Raw genomic sequence first — 17,966 nt, 5'->3', positions numbered from 1 at the left:
CGCTCAGCGGGCGGGCCGCACCCCGTGCTCGCCGAGCGGCCCGACGGCCCACCCCCGCTCACGGCAGCGGGCCACCAGCGCCGGCAGCGCCCCCAGCGTCGCGCGCCAGCATCCGGGAGCGGAGTGCCGGTCCGAGTCGTGCAGCAGGACGGTGGCGCCCCCGGTCAGGCCCCTGCCGACGGTGTGCAGCACGGAGGCGGCGGTGGCGTCCGCGGTCCAGTCCCGCCCCCAGACCGACCAGAGCACCGGCCGCAGCCCGCAGCGGCGCGCGGCCAGCAGCCGGTCGCCGGTGAGAACGCCGTAGGGGGGCCGGTACCAGACGGCCGACGTCCCCGCGGCTTCCCGGACCCCGTGCGCGGCGCGGCGCAGCCCCCGGATCTCGCCCCGCGGGTCGGGCCACCAAGGGCGGCCGTGGGTCCAGCCGTGGGTGCCGAGTTCGTGTCCACGCGCGGCGATCTCGGCCCCGAGGGCGCGGTGGCGGGCCAGCCGCTCGCCGAGCACGAAGAACGTGGCGCGGACGCCGAGCCCCTCCAGCGCGTCGAGGAAGGCCGGGGTCGAGGCGGGGTCGGGTCCGTCGTCGAAGGTGAGCGCCACGTGGTGCGGGTCGCCGAGGCCGGCGAGGGAGGGCATCAGGGCCCGCCGCGGGCCGTCCAGCCACGCCCCGGCCGGGACGATATGCGCCGCGGCCCCGAGCACGGGGAGGGCGGCGAGCACCGCGCCCGCCCCCCGGGCCGCTCCGCCCGCATCCGACATCGCGCGTCCCTCCCTCCTGACCCGGCCGATGGCGTGTTCCTTCGCCCCGCCTCTCAGCCGAAACGGGAGGACAGCCGCCGGAAGGGGAAGGGCGCGAGGCCGCGGATCGCCACCGGGAAGCGCAGCCACCGGGGAAGGAACACCTCGTCCGGGCAGCGCCCGCGCACCGCGCGGGCCACGACGTCCGCCACCTGCTCCGGCGGGATGGGTCTCGGCGTCTGCCGGACGTACGGGACGCCGCGCCTCGCGAAGAAAGGCGTGTCGACCACGCCGGGCACGATGTGGGTGACCCGGACGCCGGTGCCCGTGAGCTCGTACCGCAGAGCGTCGGCGAAGGCGCCCAGCCCGGCCTTCGCCGCTGAGTACACCGCCTCGTCGCGGACACCGACACAGCCCGCGAACGAACCGATCAGCACGATCTGCCCGCGCCGCTGTTCCACCATCCGGGGGACCACGCCGCGCACGAGGTGGATCACGGCGGTCAGATCCACGCCGATGACCTCGTCGATCGCGTCGTTCGGCATGGACGTGAACGGCCCCGCCCAGCCGACGCCAGCCGCGGCCACCAGCAGGTGCACGCTCGGGGCGACGGTCAGTGCGCGGGCGGCGAGTTCGCGGGCTCCGCCGGGGGCGGCGAGGTCGCCGTAGAGCGTGGCGGCCGACGTCTCGCGGGCGACGGCCTCCAGCCGGTCCCGCTGCCGGCCGGCGACCAGCAGGTCCCAGCCGTCGCCTGCCAGGCGCCGCGACACGGCCGCGCCTATGCCGGAGGACGCGCCGGTCACCAGCGCCACGCCGACGGCAGCAGCCCGCGCGCCCCGCGGCCCGGTCTCGGCGCGGGGTTCCCGCATCGCCTGTCCCATGGCGGCCTCCTCCTGCCTGCCATCATCACCCGGGCCGTGGTCCCTCGCCTGCACGGGAGCCGGCGCCGGCCGATCCGGCGGGCCGCCCCGTCCACCGTCCGGAGCGGGCCGCCGACGCGGCGTGTCCGGGCGGCGCCCGGACGGCCGTGTGGCCCGGGACGCACTCCGCGACGTCCGGGCCACACGGCACAGAGGATCCGCGGGCGATCCCCATCGCCCTCGCGCGGATCCTGGTCCCTACTTGGCCCGCAGCGGGGCGAGGGCGGTGCTCCAGGCGACGACCTGGTCCAGCGTGGTGTTCAGCGCCTCGACCTGGAAGTCGCCCGGCTTGAACTCGCTGAAGTTCACGAAGTCGTGGAACAGGGACAGGGCGACCTGCGAGCGCACGTCCGCCATCTGCAGCTCACCGGCGATCAGGCGCAGGTGCTCGACCGCGCGGGTGCCGCCGGCGCCGCCGTAGCTGACGAAGCCCACGGCCTTGTTGTTCCACTCGCCGTAGAGGAAGTCGATGGCGTTCTTCAGGGCGCCGGACGTGGAGTGGTTGTACTCCGGCGTCACCATGACGAAGCCGTCGAACCCGTCGATGGTGCGCGCCCAGTTCTGGGTGTGCGGCTGGGTGTACTGGCCCATGGACGGCGGGATCGCCTCGTCCAGGTGCGGCAGCTTGTAGTCGAGCAGGTCGATCAGCTCGAACTCGGCGTCGTCGCGCTTCCGGGCGACGTCGAGAACCCAACGCGCCACTGCCTCGCCGTTACGCCCGGGACGGGTGCTGCCGAGGATGATGCCGATCTTGGTCATGCGAAAGCCTTTCGGTTCGGGTCGGGGGACCCGAGCGGGTACTTGCAGAGTGAAGTAAACGCCGCGATAGTTGCTGCGTCAAGCAAACGGATAGTGCCCTTGCTTGACGTGACAACGTCTTACGATGGGTACATGACCAGTGAGAGCGCGCTGACGCCGATGACCGCGACAGAGGAAGACTTCGTCCGCGCCCTGGGGCGTGTCCTGACGGCCCTGCCGCGTGCCGTCGAGCTGGACATGGCGCGCGCCGGCCGGCTCCCGCTCAGCGAGTACGAGGCACTGAGGCACCTGTCCGAGACCGAGAACCACGCCCTGCGCATGAACGAGCTCGCGGCCGCCGCCGACCTCTCGCTGAGCGGCATGACCAGGATCGTCAACCGCCTGGAGCAGCGCGGCCTCGTCACGCGGATGAAGTGCGCCGAGGACGGGCGCGGCTGGAACGCCGTCCTCACCGACGCGGGCCTGGCCGCGCTGGAGGACTCCTGGCCGGTGCATCTGGCCAGCGTGCGCCGCCACCTCCTGGACCACGTGGCCGGCGAGGACCTGGCGCAGTTCACCTCGGTCCTCAAGCGCATCGCCGTCACCTCCTGAACGCCCACCCGCCTCCGAGGGGGGCAGGCAGGCCCCCGGCGCCCACTTGCCCGCCGAGGACCGTTGCGTCGGCCCGAGGGCCGTGCCCTACTGCGTCAGCGTGCTCATCACGACCCGCATCGCCGCGGGCAGCGCCCCACGCAAGGCGGTGGTGTCCGCCGGTCGGGGGTTCGGCAGGACGTCGTTCCCGCCTGCGGGCGGGCGGCCCGCCTCCTCCCAGGCGTTGGACGCCTCCACGCTGAGCGACAGGACGGCGCCGCCCTGCAGGACGCTGAGGCTCTGCCGCGAGGTGCTGGTCGCGAGGTAGGCGCGGTCGCCCATGCCCGCGTACGGCCTGACGGTCACGTGCTCGCCGCCCAGCACGGCGGGCAGGGCGGCGGCCCCGGGCGTCGGGGAGGCGGCAGCGACGCGCACCGCGTCGTCGAACTCGGCGCGCGGGTCGTCCTTCTTGTGCAGGTCGACCGTGAGGGAGACGAGGTAATCCGTCGTCCAGCCGTCACCGTGCGAGACCGAGCCGCTCAGCAGGCACGCGGTGTGGTCGACGGCGCTCCCCCGCCGGGTCGCCAGCGGGGTCCCGACCATGGCCTGTGCGGCCATCGCGTCGGTCAGCGGCTGGAGGTGCTGTGCGGTGCAGAGTTGGGCACCCACGTGGTAGCCGTGCAGATCGGGCGCCGAGGTCCGGCCGTAGCCGGTGACGTCCCACACCGCCGTCCCCAGGACGCAGGCCGCCGCGAAGCCGGCGAGCACCCAGCGCCAGGCGGGCCGGGCGCCGGTGCGGCGTCCGCCCGCGGCAGGGCCGCCTCCGCTCAGCACGTCGGCGCCGGCTCCGCGCTCGGACCCCTCGTTCATCTCCGGCTCGCTGATCACGCCGGCTCCCCTCCGCTCGTCCGTAGTCCGCGGACATCATGACGGATGGACGTGACGTGTCCGGTGTCGGGGAACATCGGCGCGCGGCCCGCAAACCGCCGTGCGTCAGCCGCCGTTGGCGGAGGGGGCGGCCACGGTGCCCGGGTCCCGTGCCGGTGGCCGGCCGCATCCGGCAGGCCCGCCCGGGCGGTCAGGAATCGCGGTCGCTCTTGTCGTGGCCGGGGAGGAGCTGTTCGGCCCAGATCGTCTTGCCGCGCGCCGTCGGCCGTACGCCCCAGTCCAGGGCGAGCCGGGAGACGAGGAAGAGCCCACGGCCGCCTTCGTCGTCGTCCTGCGCGCGCCGCAGTGTCGGGGCCGCGTTGCTGCAGTCGGTGACCTCGCAGGCGAGGGTGTGCTCCCGCATGATGATCCGCAGCTCGACCTCCCCGGTGGAGTACCGCACGCCGTTGGTGACGAGTTCGCTGGCGAGGAGTTGGGTGCCCGGCACGAGCTCGTCGAGTCCCCAGGCGGTCAGTTGCCGGGACACCAGCCCGCGGGCGTCGGCCACGCTCTCCGGCCGGTTGGCCAGCGTCCACGAGCAGGTGCGGTCCGGTCCCAGGACGCGGGTGCGCGCCAGGAAGAGGACGGTGTCCTCCGACGGTCCCTCGGGGAACATCTCGGCGAGTGTCGAGTCCGACGCCTTGTGGAGGTCGCCGCCCGCCGCGACCAGGGAGCGCACCAGGGGCGGACCCGGCTCCGTCAGGCTCGCGGTGTGCAGGGCCAGCAGACTTCCGTCCGGCAGGTCGAAGCGGGACAGCGGATACGACGGCGCGCCCTGGCCGCCCAGCGGCGGACCCGACGGGACGTCGAGCACGGTGGTGTCGCCGTCGGGGAAGACCACGGTAGGCGCCGGACCGCCGGCGCGGGCGACCGTGCAGGAGCCGTTCACCGGGTCGTAGAGGGCCAGCACGCAGCCGACCCCGAGCCCGTCGGCGCGGGGCCCGTCCGCGGAGAGCGTCGAGCGCCCCGTCTCCGCGGTGACGACGAGGTCGTGGACACGGGCGAGGATCTCGTCGACCGCCATGTCCACCGCGGCGAGGGTCGAGACGGCCGTGCTGACCTGACCCATCAGGCTGACGGCGGTCATGCCGTGACCGGCGACCTCGCCGACGACGCAGACGATCCTGGCACCGGAGACCGACACCACGTCGAACCAGGAACCGCCGGCGGCGACCGGCAGGAACGTCCAGGCGGTCTCGGCGGCCACGCGCGCGGGAATCCGGCGCGGCACCAGCGTGCGCTGGACGAGCCGGGCCAGCGCCTTCTCCCTGGCGTAGCGGCGCGCGTTGTCCAGGCAGACGGCGCCGAAGGAGGCCAGTCCCACCGCCTGCGCGAGATCCTCCTCGTCGAAGCCGCGGGCCCTGCCCAGGCGGAAGAAGGAGGCCACGCCCAGGGGAACCCCGCGGACCGTGAGCGGCACCGCGATCAGCGACTGCGCCCCCTCCTCCTCCGCGAACCTGATGATCTCGGGCTCGCGGCGCAGCCAGGGGTCCTCGGGGGTGAGGCGGCGGACCAGACGCGGCCTGAGGTCGGTGAGGGCCTGGGCGTAGGGCGAGCCGAAGCGCAGCACCCGGGCGTCGCCGACGCCCCGGACCCGGCCCAGGTCCCAGCCGTCGCTCGTGGCGACGGCCGCGCGTCGCACCGCGGCCGGTTCGTCGACGGGACCGGGTTCCGGCGCCTCGCCGCGCAGAACCGGGTCGAGCAGTTCCACGACGGCGAGGTCGGCGAAGTCCGACACGGCGAGGTCCGCCAGCTCCGCGGCGGTCCGGAAGAGATCGAGGGTCGTGCCCACCTGTGTGGCCGCGCGTTCCAGCAGCCGCAGGCGCTCGCGGGGGCGTGCCGTCCCGGCCGCGGACGAGCCGGGCTCGTCGCCGGACGAGCCTTCCTGGGACACGGGACCTCCTGGACGCCGGACGGCCGGACCCTGCGCTGGCCTCGGGTGAGACCAGATCCAGGATAAATCCGGAGATCAGCGTGTATGCGACATATGAGCGATCTTGCGTGCGCCCTCCGCGGGGAGGACAGCGCGGTCAGGGCGCCGCAGGTCCGCGGTACCGCCGGTCCCGGGGGGACGACGCGCTCCGGGCCCCACCGCCGGTGATCGGGCGGGCGGCGGGTCAGCGGTGAGAGGGCGTCACCCCGTCGCCTGGTGGCCCGGCCGAGGGACCCGTCCCTGTCGGACCCCGGTGAGACGATCGGGACATGCTGCAGGTCTGTCTGAACGGTGCCAGGACCCGTGCCGAACACGCCGGTCTCCCCGTGACCCCGGCGGAACTGGCGGCGGCGGCCCGGGCAGCGGTCGCCGCGGGGGCGTCGGACGTCCACCTGCATCCCAAGGACCGCCGGGGACAGGACACGCTGGACGCCGACGCGGTGGCAGCGGCGCTCACCGCCGTGCGCGCCGCGGTCCCAGGAATTCCCGTCGGCGTCACGACGGGCGCCTGGGCGACGCCGGACCCCGCGGCGCGGGCGGCCCAGGTGCGCTCCTGGACGGTGCTGCCGGATCACGCCTCGGTGAACTGGCACGAGGACGGTGCCGAAACCGTCGCCGCGACCCTGCTGGCGCGCGGCGTCGGCATCGAGGCGGGCCTCTTCTCCGGGACGTCCGCGGCCGCCCGTTTCGCCGCCTGGCCGGACGCCCACCGTGTCGTGCGCGTGCTCGCAGAGGTGACGGACACTCACCCCCGGACCGCACTGGACGCCGCCGCGGGGCTGCTGGCCGGGCTCGCGCCCGGCACGGCCTCCCCGATCCTTCTGCACGGCGAGGACGACGCGGCCTGGCCCGTCCTCCGCCTCGCCGTGGCCCGGCGGCTGGCCGTCAGGATCGGCCTGGAGGACGTCCTCCTGCTGCCGGACGGCTCCCCGGCGGCGGACAACGCGGGCCTCGTGCGCGCCGCCCGTCAGATCGTCCGGCGCTCCGCGTCCGCCTGAGGTTCCGGCAGCGCCACCCGGTCGGTCCCCGCGAGCAGGGCCCGCAGCGGCGCCGTGTCCGGCGTGTCGGCGACCGCGGCGTCCAGGGCTTCGTCCATCCCCCGCTCCCACACCTCGGGCAGTGCGAGGCCGGGCCGCCCCGCCCAGGCGATGTCGGGGGTGGTGAGTCCGGCGGCGGCCAGGTGGAGGTGGACCATGCCCGCGAGGCCGTCGAAGACACGCGGGCGCACGAAGTTGCGGGCCGACACGCCGGTCAGCCGCGCCGCCTGCGGCGGTTTGGGCAGCCGGTCGGCGACTGCCATCCACAACAGGCCGCGATCGAAGGCGTCGAGGACCTCCGGCAGGCCGGGCAGGCTCTCGTCCGCCACGTCCTCGGCCGCGAGGTCGCGGCGCCGATGTGGCGCCGCGTCGCCGCCCTGCTCGACGGAGCGTTCCGCCCGGGCGACGGCGAGCCGCAGTGGCCGCGACCAGCTCTCCGCGTCGGCGGCGGCCCGTGCGGTGACGAGTTCGTCCCAGCTCATCCGGGGCAGCGCGGCCGCCTGCGGCGTCAGGGTGCGGGCCTCCAGTTCGGCGAACACGCGCTCGCGGTCGCCCAGCAGACTCAGCGCCGCGGTCCCGTCGTCCGGCCCGCCCGCCCGCGCCGAGGCGTCGTCGGGCAGCTTCTCGATCAGGGCGAGGCGTTCGGCGGTGGGCGGATGCGAGTCGTACCGGTGGGGCCGCGGCGCCCGCCGCCCGGACGCGAGTTCGGCCAGCGCCTCTTCGGTACGGGCATCGAGCATCCGCCGGAACCCGGCGTGCACCTCCCCCGCCGGCGGCAGCGCGCCGACCGGCGCACCGAGGGTGGCGTAGGTGTCGCGGTAGTGGGCGTGGGCGGCGCCGAGCACCGGAAGGGCGCGCAGGACGGCGGCCGTCGCATCCCGTCCGGCGTAACGGGCGGCGACCTGGTCCGCGGCCAGTTCCTGCCCACGGGCCACCGACTGCGAGGTGCGCAGGAAGAACCGCGCGTAACCCATGTAGAGCGAGCCGATGATGCGGTGCCACTGCGTGCTGCCGGTCGCGAACAGTTCGACGGTGCGCATCACGGCCTTGCGGCCGCGCATGGTGATGCCGCCCAGCCGGGTGTCGAGATTGCCGTAGTGGCCGAACTCGTGGGCCAGGGCGGCCCGGAGCTGCGGAACGGTCAGGCCGGCGAGCAGCGGCAGGCCGAGGAACATCCGGCGGCGCCCGCCGATCAGGCCCAGCATCCGGGAGTGCTCGGCCACTCCCGCGTTGACCTCGGCGGTCAGGTACAGCTCGTCCGGCGGCTGCTGGCCGGTCGCCGCGGCCGCGGCCCGCACCTGCTCCCACAACGCGGGCTGCTCATCAGGGGTGACCGCGACCCCGTCCGTCACAGGGCCGAGGCGGCCCGCCCGCAGGAACACCACCATGCCCCGCACGATGGCCAGCGCCAGCAGCACCGTGACGGTGAGGATCATGCCCTCGAACGAGGCGGCGCCGGCGCTGAACAGCCGTGTCACCAGCAGCCAGTCGAGCACCGCCATGGCCGCGAGCAGCACCACGCCGAGCAGGTAGAAGCCGGCCAGCAGTGCGAGCGCGCGAACGGCACGCAGTCGGAACGTCATCGGTGAAGCTCTCCCCCCACGGGACCCGCCGGCACGGACGCGCCGGCGACGACGGCGGATCCTACCGCGCCCCCGCAGCACCCTCCGCCCCTCGTCTGACACCCCGTACCTGCGGTGATCACGGTGCGTGACGTGACTAGACTCGTCAGCCGCTCCGCGCCACGCGGGGTACACACGGAGGAGAAACGATGACGGACAGCACGCAGCCGTCGCCGATCTACGACGAGATCGTGGAGCAGCGAGGCGACGTCATAGCCGAGGCGAGGAGCGCCGCACAGGCGGCGAACCAGCAGGTCGGCGAGGCGCTGGGCGAACTGCGGAACGCGGGGCAGGACGCCGGCTGGTTCAGCAGGCCCGTGGGAGGCCCGGAGACCGGCCCTTCGCAGGACGCGTCGGCGCCCGGCCCCGCACAGGACGCCTCGGCGGACAGTGGTCTCCCGGAAGGCGGCCCCTCAACGGCGGGCGTGCCGGAGGGCGCCGCCCCCACGGCCGCGGGCGCTTCCGGCGGCGGCCCGTCGGACCCGCCGGCTGCGTGAGCGGCGCGGCCTGTCCTGCCTCCGTCCGGGGCGGGACGGGCCGGCCGTCGCACGGCGGCGGCGGGTCCGCGTCACGCCGCGGCCCGAACGGTCAGCCCTCGCCGTGCTGTTCGGGGACGCTCGCGATCTCCAGGAAGAACTCGTCGATACGGCGGACCGCCTGCAGGAAGTCGTCCAGATTGACCGGCTTCGTCACATAGGCGTTGGCGTGGCGGCTGTACGCGGCGGCGATGTCGTCCGGGGTGGACGACGTGGTGAGCACGACGATCGGGATCATGCCCAGCTCCGGGTCGTTCTTGAGCACGCCCAGCAGCTCACGGCCGTTCATCCGCGGCATGTTGAGGTCCAGCACGATCAGGTCGGGCCGGGGGTTCTCCGGCGCGCGCAGGTACTCCAGCGCCGTGATGCCGTCGGTGGCACGGGAGATGGACCGGACCATCCCCTTGTCCGTCATCGCCTCCTCGATCAGCAGCGCGTCCGCGGCGTCGTCCTCGACGAGCAGGACGTGGTAGGAGCGGTCGGGAAGAAGTGCGTTCACGAAGGGCTCCCAAGAGTCCGGGCGGGCAGGCGCAGGGCCGGTCGGATCGGCGGTGCGGTGCGGAGCTGACCGGTGCCACGCGGTACGAAGATCCGCTCGCAGGGCACGCGAGCACTGTATACGGGGGTTACCTCGGGGGAACAACTCACGTCCTCGAACCGGTGTACTGTTGCCCGGCTGCGGGTGTTCGCGGTGCCGTGTGTTCCCCCGCATGCCGCCCGCCGTGGCTGCCGGAACACGCGGACGAGGAGCGGTCGTGGTCAGCGAGGGTGTCCCCGATGCGGAGCAGCGGGCCGAACCGGACGGTGCGCGGCCCGCTGGGACCAAGGTCCGCAGGAGGCGGGCGCCGGCCACCGGCGGCTGGACCGTGCGCCGCTGGCTGACCGTCGGCACCTGTGCCGCGCTCGCCGTGCTCGTGGCCCTGTCGGTGGCGGGTGGCTGGGTGTTCGCCCGCTCGACCCGCCTCACCGACAACCTCTCCGACTCCGTCACGCCGGCCCAGGTCGCCGCAGTCCAGTTGGACGAGGCACTGGTCAACCAGGAGACGGCGGTGCGCGGTTACGGACTGACCGGTCAGCGTTCGTTCCTCCAGCCCTACATCGAGGGCCTGGCCTCCCAGCGGGCGCAGACGGCCACGCTCCGGCAGCTCCTGGCGCACGACACCCGTACGGCGGCCGATCTGAACGCGATGCTGCTCCGGGTCGAGACCTGGCAGTCCCGCGTCGCCCGGCCCATCGCGGCGGCGCCCGCGGGAGCTCCGGTCGCGCTGGCCACGCAGCGGGCGGACGAGGGCAAGCGGGAGTTCGACGCGGTGCGGACGGCCGGCGACCGCCTGGAGAGCACGCTCGCCGAGCGACGTGACCGGGCCAGGGCGGACCTGCGGCGGGCCGACGCCGAACGCGACTGGATCTTCGGCTTCATCGCCGCCGTGATCGCCGTGCTCGTCGTGCTCATCTTCGCCGGGCTGCGCCGCGGCGTGACCGGGCCGCTGACCCGGCTCTCCCACGACGTGCGGACGGTCGCGGACGGCGACTTCGCGCACCTGCTCACGCCGGCGGGCCCCGCGGACATCCGCGCGCTGGCCCTGGACGTGGACTACATGCGCGGGCGGCTGGTGGAGACCCTGGCCCTGCGCGACCTGGCGCGCGCCCGGCTGGACGAGCAGACCGCCGACCTGCGGCGGTCCAACGCCGAGCTGGAGCAGTTCGCCTACGTGGCCTCCCATGACCTGCAGGAGCCGCTGCGGAAGGTGGCGAGCTTCTGCCAGCTCCTCGAGCGCCGGTACGCCGACCAGCTCGACGAACGCGCCGTGCAGTACATCGGGTTCGCGGTGGACGGCGCCAACCGCATGCAGACCCTCATCAACGACCTGCTGGCCTTCTCGCGCGTCGGGCGGGTGCACGCCGAGACCTCGGAGGTCGACCTGGAAGCCCTGTACGGCAGGACGGTGGAGTCGCTGAGCCTGGCGATCGCCGACGCGGACGCCGAGGTCACCCACGATCCCCTGCCGGTGGTGAAGGGCGACGCCACCCAACTCGGCATGCTCTTCCAGAACCTGCTGTCCAACGCCGTCAAGTTCCGTGCCCCCGACCGGCCGCCGCGCATCCACCTGTCGGTGACGGCGGCCTCCGACGAGGAGTGGGAGTTCGCCGTCACCGACAACGGCATCGGGATCGCCGCGGAGTTCGCCGAGCGCGTCTTCGTGATCTTCCAGCGGCTCCACACCCGGGACGCCTATCCCGGCAACGGCATCGGGCTGGCGCTCTGCAAGAAGATCGTGGACTTCCACGGCGGCACGATCGCCATCGATCTCCAGCACGAGCCCGGCACCCGCTTCGTCTTCACGCTGCCGCGCCGCGCCGACGAGCCGGTGCCGGTCGCTGTTCCGGACGCGGATCACGAGGGCCACGGGGACGACGAGCCAGGCATGGGCGGCGGTGAGCCGTCCGGCGGCACAGTGGACGCCGACTCGGGCGGCCGCACGCCGGGCCGGCACGCCGTCCCGTCCCCGGCGAACGCCACGGGTGGCACCGCGGCGAGCGGTACCGTCGCTCCCGACAGCGCGGACCGGGCATCCCGTGCGGGAGGGGCGTTGAGCCGTGACCAGTGATCAGACAGCTCTCCAGCGCGTGCCGGCGCCCGCCCCGGCCGCCGAAGCCTTCCGCCTGCTGCTGGTGGAGGACGACTCCGGCGACGCCCTGCTGGTCGAGGAGTACCTCTCCGACACCACGCTGCGGGTCCGCCTGCACTGGTCGCAGACCCTCGCCGACGCCATGGACCGCATGGCGCAGGAGCCACCGGACTGCGTCCTGCTCGACCTGCATCTGCCGGACGCCTCCGGCATCGACGCGGTGCGGCAGACCCAGGCGGTCTGCCCGTCGGCCGCCGTCATCGTGCTGACCGGGATGGCCGAGAGCCGGGCCGGCGTGGACGCGGTCGCGGCCGGCGCCCAGGACTACCTGGTCAAGAGCACGGTCAACGGCGAACTGCTGGACCGGGCCATCCGCTACGCGGTGCACCGCAAGAACGCCGAGCAGACCGCGGCCCGGCTGCGGCTCAACGAGCAGCGGGCACAGGAGAACCAGCGGCTGGAGCGAGGGCTGCTGCCGGTCCCCCTGCGGACCGGCACGGCGGTGGCGACCGCGTCCTGCTACCTGCCGGGACGTGAGGGGGCGCTGCTGGCCGGCGACTTCCTGGACGTGGTGGAGACCCCCGACGGGACCCTGCACGCCGTGATCGGGGACGTCAGCGGCCACGGCCCGGACGCGGCCGCGATCGGCGTGTGCCTGCGGATCGCCTGGCGCACGCTCATCCTCGGCGGCCACCGCGACGCCGGCCTGCTCGGCCTCATCGAGCAGCTCCTGGTCGCGGAGCGCACCTCCTCCTCGCTGTTCGCGACCGTCGCGACGCTGTCCCTGACACCCGGGTCGGACGGCGCCGCCGCGCGGATGCGGATCACGCTGGCCGGCCACGAGGCACCGCTGCTGCTGGAGAAGGCGGCCGCGGGTCCGCTGCCGGCCCGGCAGGTGAACGGCGAGCCCGGCATCGCGCTGGGCCTGGTGCCCGGCGCCGCGGGCTGGCGCACGGTCGACGTGCCGCTGCCCGCGGCCGGGTCGCTGCTGCTGTTCACCGACGGCCTGACCGAGGGCCATGTCGGTCCGGGAAGCCTGCGGCTGGGCACCGAGGGGCTGATGTCGCTGGTCGACGCCGCTCCCCCGCTGTCCGGCCGCCCGCTGGTGGACCATCTCGCCACCACCGCGCAGGAGATGGACGCGGGCCGGCACCAGGACGACATCGCGCTGCTGATGCTCAGCTGGTGAGGCGCCGCGAAGGCGGACGGCCCGGCACCGTACGTGCCGAGCCGTCCGCATCACGTGCGTGCGGTGCCGCGCCGCGCGGCACGGGAGGCCGTTCACATCGCGTGCGCTCCCCGCGACGGCCGCGGGTGCGTCTCGCGGCGGTACTGCAGGCTCAGCCGCACGGCGTCGACCATCGCGATGAAGAAGAGGACGAAGCAGGCGGTCGACATCGCGATGATCACCGTCTGGGTGTCGCTGTATTCCGTCTCCGCCGCCCCCCAGGCCAGCAGCCCGCACAGGACGAGGAACACCGGGGCGTAGATGACCGACAGCCGCAGCCGCAGGCTGCGCGCGGACTTGGCGGTGACCGGCTCGGCACCGCTGCGCGCGTCCCTGCGCTTGCTCAGATCGCTGCTCATGAGAGAACCTCCTGGCACTTGCCTTGCGGGCCGGGCGTCCCCCTTGCCGTCCATTGTCCGACGCGGGACGGGGGCGCGCAGGTTCCCCACGGTGGGTGACCGTCCGGACACACCGTGACGGGCCGGGCACAGCGTGACCGGGCCCGGCGTCCGGCGGCGGGCGCACCGGCCCGTCCGACCTTGATTGGGGCAGCATGCGCGTCGTCGTCATCGGCGGGACCGGGCACATCGGCACGTTCCTCGTCCCCCGGCTGGTGCGGGCCGGCCACGAAGTGATCTCCCTCAGCCGGGGCACCCGCGCGCCGTACGCCGACGCGCCGGAGTGGCAGCAGGTACGCCACGTCGCCGCGGACCGGCAGCAGGAGGATGCCGCGGGAACCTTCGGCAGCCGGGTGGCCGGGCTGCGCCCGGACGCCGTCGTCGACCTGGTGTGCTTCACGCCGGACGCGGCCGCCGCACTCGTCGGGCACCTCCGCGGCGCGACCGGGCACCTGCTGCACTGCGGCACGATGTGGCGCTACGGCCCCAGCCACAGGGTGCCGATCACCGAGGCCGACGGAACCCCGCCGGTCGGCGAGTACGGGATCCTGAAGGACCGCATCGCGCGGATGCTGAAGCAGGAGACCGCTTCGGGCGGCCTGACCACGACGTCCCTGCATCCCGGGCACATCGTCGGCCCCGGGTGGCAGCCGATCGGGCCGCTGGGCAACCTCGATCCCGGCGTCTGGGCGGCCCTGTCGGCCGGGCACCCGCTGCGGATCCCGGGCACCGGCGCCGAGTTGATGCACCACGTGCACGCAGACGACGTCGCCCAGGCCTTCGAACGCGCTCTGGAACGCAGGGACGCCGCCGCGGGCGAGGACTTCAACGTCGTGGCGCCGTCCGCCCTGAACGTCCGCGGCTACGCCCACGCCGTCGCCGGCTGGTTCGGGCGGACCGCGAAGCTGGAGCCGGTCACCTGGCAGGAGTTCCGCGGGTCCACCACGGCCGAGTTCGCCGGGATGAGCTGGGACCATCTGCACCGCAGCCAGTGCCTCAGCATCGACAAGGCCCGGACGCTTCTCGGCTACGCACCGCGTTACGAACCCGAGGACGCGCTGCTGGAATCCGTCCGCTGGCTGGTCGCCCACGACCGGCTCCGGGTGGCGGTTCCGCTCGCCGTCTGACGAACGCCCGCTGCTAGCCCCCGAGTTGACTCCTTCGTGCGGTCGGCGGACTCGCGGCGGTGGGCCGCGCGGGCCCTAAGTGGTGTGCGCGGAGACCCGGTTGGCGCGCGCACGGCTGGCGCGCCGCCGGGCGGCCCGGCGTTCCTCCTCGGTGAGGCCACCCCAGACGCCGCTGTCCTGGCCGCTCTCCAGCGCCAGGCGCCGGCACTGCTCCATGACCGGGCAGCGATGACAGACCGCCTTGGCCTCCTCGATCCTCAGCAGCGCGGGGCCGCTGGTACCCACGGGAAAGAACAGCTCCGGGTCCTCGTCGCGGCAGGCGGCGCGGTCTTGCCACTCGTTGACCATGGTTCCTCCATCGCTCGCACGGTCGGTCTCGGACTTTCGCGTTTCCCCATGCGCCTATCCAGTGAGGCGCGGGCGAATCTGCGCAAGCGGCCCCGACTCGTCCAAGTCCGCCCAAACCCAGCGTGCTCCATCCCCCGCCCCTCGCCCCGGCGACGCGCCAGCCCGGGCCTTTCCGTCTGCCCTGTCCGGTCCCGCCGTCCCCCACATGCGTCTTCCCCCACCTCATCGCGGTCCGGGCGGCGGACGGGCGTAGACTCCGGGCCGCTGTGGCGTGGGCCTGTGGCGTGGTCGGTACGAGGACGGGGATGGGGCCGGCATGAGCGGGGACTGGACGGGGGCGGGACTGCCCCCGGTGGCGGCCGCACGCACCGCCGAGGCACGGAGCAGCGGCACCTGGACCTCGGCGCTGTCCACCGGCGAGTTCGCCGCGTTGCGCGCCGTGGGGTTCGAGCCGGTCGGCCAGGTCATGGGGTCGGCGGTCTATCACGTGGGCCGCCGCGGACGGTACTGGGGTTACCACGACTGCCAGTTCATGGGCCGGTGGCTGACGGCCGGCGCCCCCGCGCCCGTCGCCCTGTCCGGACGCGGCGCGCCGTCGTCCGCGCTGGTCGAGGTGCTCGACAAGGCCCGCCGCACCGCCCTCGCCCGGATGACCGCCGAGTGCTCGGCACTGGGCGGCGACGGCGTGGTGGCGGCCCGGCTGACGGTCGCGCCCTTCGTGGCACAGTCCAACTGCCTGGAGTTCCAGGTGATCGGGACCGCGGTGCGCGCCGCCGGACCGGTGCGGGCCCCGCGGCCGTTCACCTGCCACCTCGACGGCCGGGGCTTCGCGAAGCTGGTGACCGCCGGATGGGTCCCCGTGGAGCTGCTGTACGGGATGTCCGTCGGCGTGCGGCACGACGACTACCGCACCCAGGCCCAGCGCATGTCGTGGAGCAACACCGAGGTCGGCGGGTGGAGCGACCTCGTCCACGACGTGCGCTCGGACGCCCGCGCGCACCTGCTCGCGCAGAGCGGCCGCCGCGGCGGCGACGGCGTGATCCTCGCCGCCGGCGACCTGCGGGTGTGGCGGGAACCCTGCATCCGCAGGAACAGCAGCAACGACCAGGAGGACCATCTGGCCGAGGCGACCCTGGTGGGCACCAGCGTCGCCTGCTTCACGGTGCGCGGGGCGCCGCCCCGCACCCTCACCGTGATGCCGGTCGGTCCGGAACGACGCCGGCGGACCACGGGCCGTCCCGGCAACGAGATGCGATGAGGGGAACCCGTTCATGACCGTCTTCGACTCCGCCGATGGCACCTCCGACGGCTCCGACGGCATCCCGCCGCAGGGCGTGCCGGCCGACGCGATGCGGCGGCTGGCCGAACTGCAGCCGGGCAAGCCGGGTTCGATCTTCACCAGCGACCTGTCGGTCAACGAGTTCCTGCTGGTCCGCGAGGCCGGCTTCCGGCCGATCGGGCTCGTGCTGGGCAGCTCCATCTACCACGTGGGCATCCAGTTGGGCCGCTGGGGCAAGAACCAGGAACTGACGACGCTGAGCCAGGCGATGTACCACGCCCGCGAGCTGGCGATGACCCGCATGGAGGCCGAGGCCGCCCAACTGGGCGCGGACGGCATCGTCGGCGTCCGCCTGAGCGTCGAGGCCCGCGACTTCGGCAACGACATCGCCGAGTTCATCGCGATCGGCACCGCCGTCAAGGCCGACCACCCCGCGCCGGGCGGCAACGGCGGCAGCTGGCGGAACCTCAAGGGCCAGCCGTTCACCTCCGACCTCAGCGGCCAGGACTTCTGGACGCTGATCCGCGCCGGATACGCGCCGCTGGGCATGGTGATGGGCACGTGCGTCTACCACATCGCGCACCGGCGGATGGGGCAGATGCTGTCCAACATCGGCCAGAACGTGGAGATCGAGCAGTTCACGCAGGCGCTCTACGACGCCCGGGAACTGGCGATGGAGCGGATGCAGCGCGAGGCGGAGGAGCTGCACGCAGAAGGCGTCGTCGGCGTGCAGCTCAACGCGCACAACCACCGCTGGGGCGGGCACACCACCGAGTTCTTCGCGATCGGCACCGCCGTGCGGCCGCTCCGCGAGGACCACGTCATCGAGCGCCCGGCCCTCGTGCTGGGCCTCGACGGCTGACCGTTCCGGCCGGCAGGCCCTGAGCCACCACCCACACGAGAGAAACGACGATGACCTCGCCCCACGACCCCACGCCCTTCGAGCCCTCAGGGGCGGCCGACTCCCTCGACCTGCTGGCGGCCGCGCTGCGCAGCGACGCGGCCGACCTGGACGTCTACGCCCGGGTGCTCACCGAGACGCTGGCCGACGCACTGCCGCCGGACTCCGTCACCGTGGCGCGCAAGCGCGGTGTGGCCGACCGGCTCGCCGGGCGGGACGGCCGCGTCGAACGGGTCGAGGTCGTCCTCGGCGAGCAGCGGCTCGTCCTGGACCTGGCGGGCGGACGCCCGCAGGGGCAGCTCTGCAAGGAGGTCCGCGGCGTCGTCCTCTCGCGGCGTCCGGTGGCGCTCGACGAGTGGGTGCGGGAGCTGGCGGGCGCGGTCATGGTCCGGGCGCGGTCGGACGCCAGGGCCCGGGCGGCCCTGGAACGCCTGGTGCTCGGCGACTGACGGCAGCCGCCGCGGCCACAACGGGTTCACCCGGCCCGACACCGATAAAATGGTGGCGGCGGGGGCGTCCGCTCCGGCAGGAGGACGAAGCCGCACACCTGCCGGGGACCGCGAACCGGTGAAACGAGTGCCGGCGACCGAGGAGCCGACCGGTCCGGAGAGGCGGGGTCATGGCCGGACAGATCACTTTCCGCAGGGTCTACGAGGAGAGCGCGCCGCGCGAGGGCAGACGCGTGCTGGTCGACCGGGTCTGGCCGCGGGGCATGCGCAAGGAGGACGCGCACCTGGACGAGTGGCTGCGCGACGTGGCCCCGTCGACCGAGCTGCGCAAGTGGTACGGCCACACGCCCGACCGGTTCCCCGAGTTCCGCCGCCGCTACCGGGCGGAGCTGCGCGATGCCGGGCACCAGGAGGCGACCGGGCGTCTGCAGGACCTGGCGGCGCACCACCACGTCACGCTGCTGACCGCAACCAAGGACGTGGACCACAGCCAGGCGGCCGTCCTCGCCGAATGGCTGACCGAGCACATGTGACACCGCCGGGGTCCGTGCGGGACGGACCCGGCCGCCA

The 17,966-nt window shown here is 74.1% G+C and carries 19 protein-coding genes; 10 read left to right on the top strand and 9 right to left on the bottom strand.

Translation table 11 applies throughout. The features are described from left to right. Positions 1-3: 3 nt before the first annotated feature. The 3 genes from K7862_RS18950 to K7862_RS18940 form a co-directional block, all read right to left on the bottom strand. Entirely contained in the window at positions 4-753 is a 750-nt protein-coding gene (locus K7862_RS18950; RefSeq protein ID WP_222963966.1) for a polysaccharide deacetylase family protein, read from the bottom strand. Between the two features lie 53 nt (positions 754-806). Then, positions 807-1,613, bottom strand: a complete 807-nt coding sequence (locus tag K7862_RS18945) for an SDR family NAD(P)-dependent oxidoreductase (protein WP_372461588.1) — start codon at positions 1,611-1,613, stop codon at positions 807-809. A gap of 237 nt (positions 1,614-1,850) precedes the next feature. After that, positions 1,851-2,411 carry an NADPH-dependent FMN reductase gene (locus K7862_RS18940; RefSeq protein ID WP_222963964.1) on the bottom strand — a complete coding sequence of 187 codons (561 nt, stop codon included), beginning with the start codon at positions 2,409-2,411 and terminating at the stop codon, positions 1,851-1,853. A 132-nt stretch (positions 2,412-2,543) separates the two neighbouring features. Between K7862_RS18940 and K7862_RS18935 the strand changes: the two genes are divergently transcribed. After that, the gene (locus tag K7862_RS18935) at positions 2,544-3,002 is read left to right on the top strand and encodes a MarR family winged helix-turn-helix transcriptional regulator (protein WP_262413415.1); all 459 of its coding nucleotides are present in this window, start codon (positions 2,544-2,546) and stop codon (positions 3,000-3,002) included. Between the two features lie 87 nt (positions 3,003-3,089). Here the strand turns inward: K7862_RS18935 and K7862_RS18930 are convergent, their stop codons facing one another. Then, positions 3,090-3,869, bottom strand: a complete 780-nt coding sequence (locus tag K7862_RS18930) for a hypothetical protein (RefSeq protein WP_222963962.1) — start codon at positions 3,867-3,869, stop codon at positions 3,090-3,092. A 190-nt stretch (positions 3,870-4,059) separates the two neighbouring features. Then, positions 4,060-5,802, bottom strand: coding sequence for an ATP-binding SpoIIE family protein phosphatase (locus tag K7862_RS38260; protein WP_222963960.1), 1,743 nt, complete (start codon positions 5,800-5,802; stop codon positions 4,060-4,062). Between the two features lie 308 nt (positions 5,803-6,110). On the opposite strand from K7862_RS38260, the gene K7862_RS18920 reads away from it, so the two are divergent. Further along, on the top strand, positions 6,111-6,839 hold the full coding sequence (locus K7862_RS18920) for a 3-keto-5-aminohexanoate cleavage protein (RefSeq protein WP_222963958.1): 729 nt from the start codon (positions 6,111-6,113) through the stop codon (positions 6,837-6,839). Here K7862_RS18920 and K7862_RS18915 read toward each other — a convergent pair. Continuing rightward, positions 6,809-8,461: a M48 family metalloprotease gene (locus K7862_RS18915; protein ID WP_222963956.1), complete on the bottom strand. Its 1,653-nt coding sequence runs from the start codon at positions 8,459-8,461 to the stop codon at positions 6,809-6,811. The two genes, K7862_RS18920 and K7862_RS18915, sit on opposite strands and share 31 nt — an antisense overlap. A gap of 188 nt (positions 8,462-8,649) precedes the next feature. On the opposite strand from K7862_RS18915, the gene K7862_RS18910 reads away from it, so the two are divergent. After that, positions 8,650-8,997 (top strand): hypothetical protein, encoded by a 348-nt coding sequence (locus tag K7862_RS18910; protein ID WP_222963954.1) that lies wholly within the window; start codon positions 8,650-8,652, stop codon positions 8,995-8,997. A gap of 91 nt (positions 8,998-9,088) precedes the next feature. Here K7862_RS18910 and K7862_RS37680 read toward each other — a convergent pair whose 3' ends face one another. Further along, entirely contained in the window at positions 9,089-9,535 is a 447-nt protein-coding gene (locus K7862_RS37680; RefSeq protein WP_308012061.1) for a response regulator, read from the bottom strand. Positions 9,536-9,902: 367 nt separating this feature from the next. On the opposite strand from K7862_RS37680, the gene K7862_RS18900 reads away from it, so the two are divergent. Both K7862_RS18900 and K7862_RS18895 read left to right on the top strand, forming a co-directional pair. After that, a complete protein-coding gene (locus tag K7862_RS18900) occupies positions 9,903-11,645 on the top strand; it encodes a sensor histidine kinase (protein WP_372461591.1) in 1,743 nt (580 codons plus the stop codon). After that, positions 11,635-12,855 carry a PP2C family protein-serine/threonine phosphatase gene (locus K7862_RS18895; protein ID WP_308012060.1) on the top strand — a complete coding sequence of 407 codons (1,221 nt, stop codon included), beginning with the start codon at positions 11,635-11,637 and terminating at the stop codon, positions 12,853-12,855. The genes K7862_RS18900 and K7862_RS18895 overlap by 11 nt, the downstream gene beginning before the upstream one ends. A 92-nt stretch (positions 12,856-12,947) precedes the next feature. On the opposite strand, the gene K7862_RS18890 is transcribed toward K7862_RS18895, so the two are convergent. After that, positions 12,948-13,253 carry a hypothetical protein gene (locus tag K7862_RS18890; protein WP_222963948.1) on the bottom strand — a complete coding sequence of 102 codons (306 nt, stop codon included), beginning with the start codon at positions 13,251-13,253 and terminating at the stop codon, positions 12,948-12,950. Positions 13,254-13,447: 194 nt separating this feature from the next. Here K7862_RS18890 and K7862_RS18885 point away from each other — a divergent pair, with 194 nt between their 5' ends. After that, entirely contained in the window at positions 13,448-14,419 is a 972-nt protein-coding gene (locus K7862_RS18885; RefSeq protein ID WP_222963946.1) for an NAD-dependent epimerase/dehydratase family protein, read from the top strand. A 75-nt stretch (positions 14,420-14,494) separates the two neighbouring features. Here the strand turns inward: K7862_RS18885 and K7862_RS18880 are convergent, their stop codons facing one another. Then, on the bottom strand, positions 14,495-14,767 hold the full coding sequence (locus tag K7862_RS18880) for a WhiB family transcriptional regulator (protein ID WP_222963944.1): 273 nt from the start codon (positions 14,765-14,767) through the stop codon (positions 14,495-14,497). Between the two features lie 316 nt (positions 14,768-15,083). Here K7862_RS18880 and K7862_RS18875 point away from each other — a divergent pair, with 316 nt between their 5' ends. The 4 genes from K7862_RS18875 to K7862_RS18860 all read left to right on the top strand — a co-directional run bounded on the left by K7862_RS18875 (position 15,084) and on the right by K7862_RS18860 (position 17,929). Beyond that, entirely contained in the window at positions 15,084-16,025 is a 942-nt protein-coding gene (locus tag K7862_RS18875) for a heavy metal-binding domain-containing protein (protein WP_222963942.1), read from the top strand. 13 nt (positions 16,026-16,038) lie between these two features. Beyond that, the gene (locus K7862_RS18870) at positions 16,039-16,908 is read left to right on the top strand and encodes a heavy metal-binding domain-containing protein (protein WP_222963940.1); all 870 of its coding nucleotides are present in this window, start codon (positions 16,039-16,041) and stop codon (positions 16,906-16,908) included. A 50-nt stretch (positions 16,909-16,958) separates the two neighbouring features. Then, entirely contained in the window at positions 16,959-17,396 is a 438-nt protein-coding gene (locus tag K7862_RS18865; protein WP_222963938.1) for a hypothetical protein, read from the top strand. Positions 17,397-17,566: 170 nt separating this feature from the next. Next, positions 17,567-17,929, top strand: coding sequence for a DUF488 domain-containing protein (locus K7862_RS18860; protein ID WP_222963937.1), 363 nt, complete (start codon positions 17,567-17,569; stop codon positions 17,927-17,929). The last annotated feature ends 37 nt before the right edge of the window (positions 17,930-17,966 follow it).

Source organism: Actinacidiphila acidipaludis, assembly GCF_019890725.1.
GTDB classification, from domain to species: Bacteria; Actinomycetota; Actinomycetes; order Streptomycetales; family Streptomycetaceae; genus Actinacidiphila; species Actinacidiphila acidipaludis.
The sequence above is the reverse complement of the archived record's forward strand: the minus strand, read 5'-3'. Positions and strand labels throughout refer to the sequence as shown.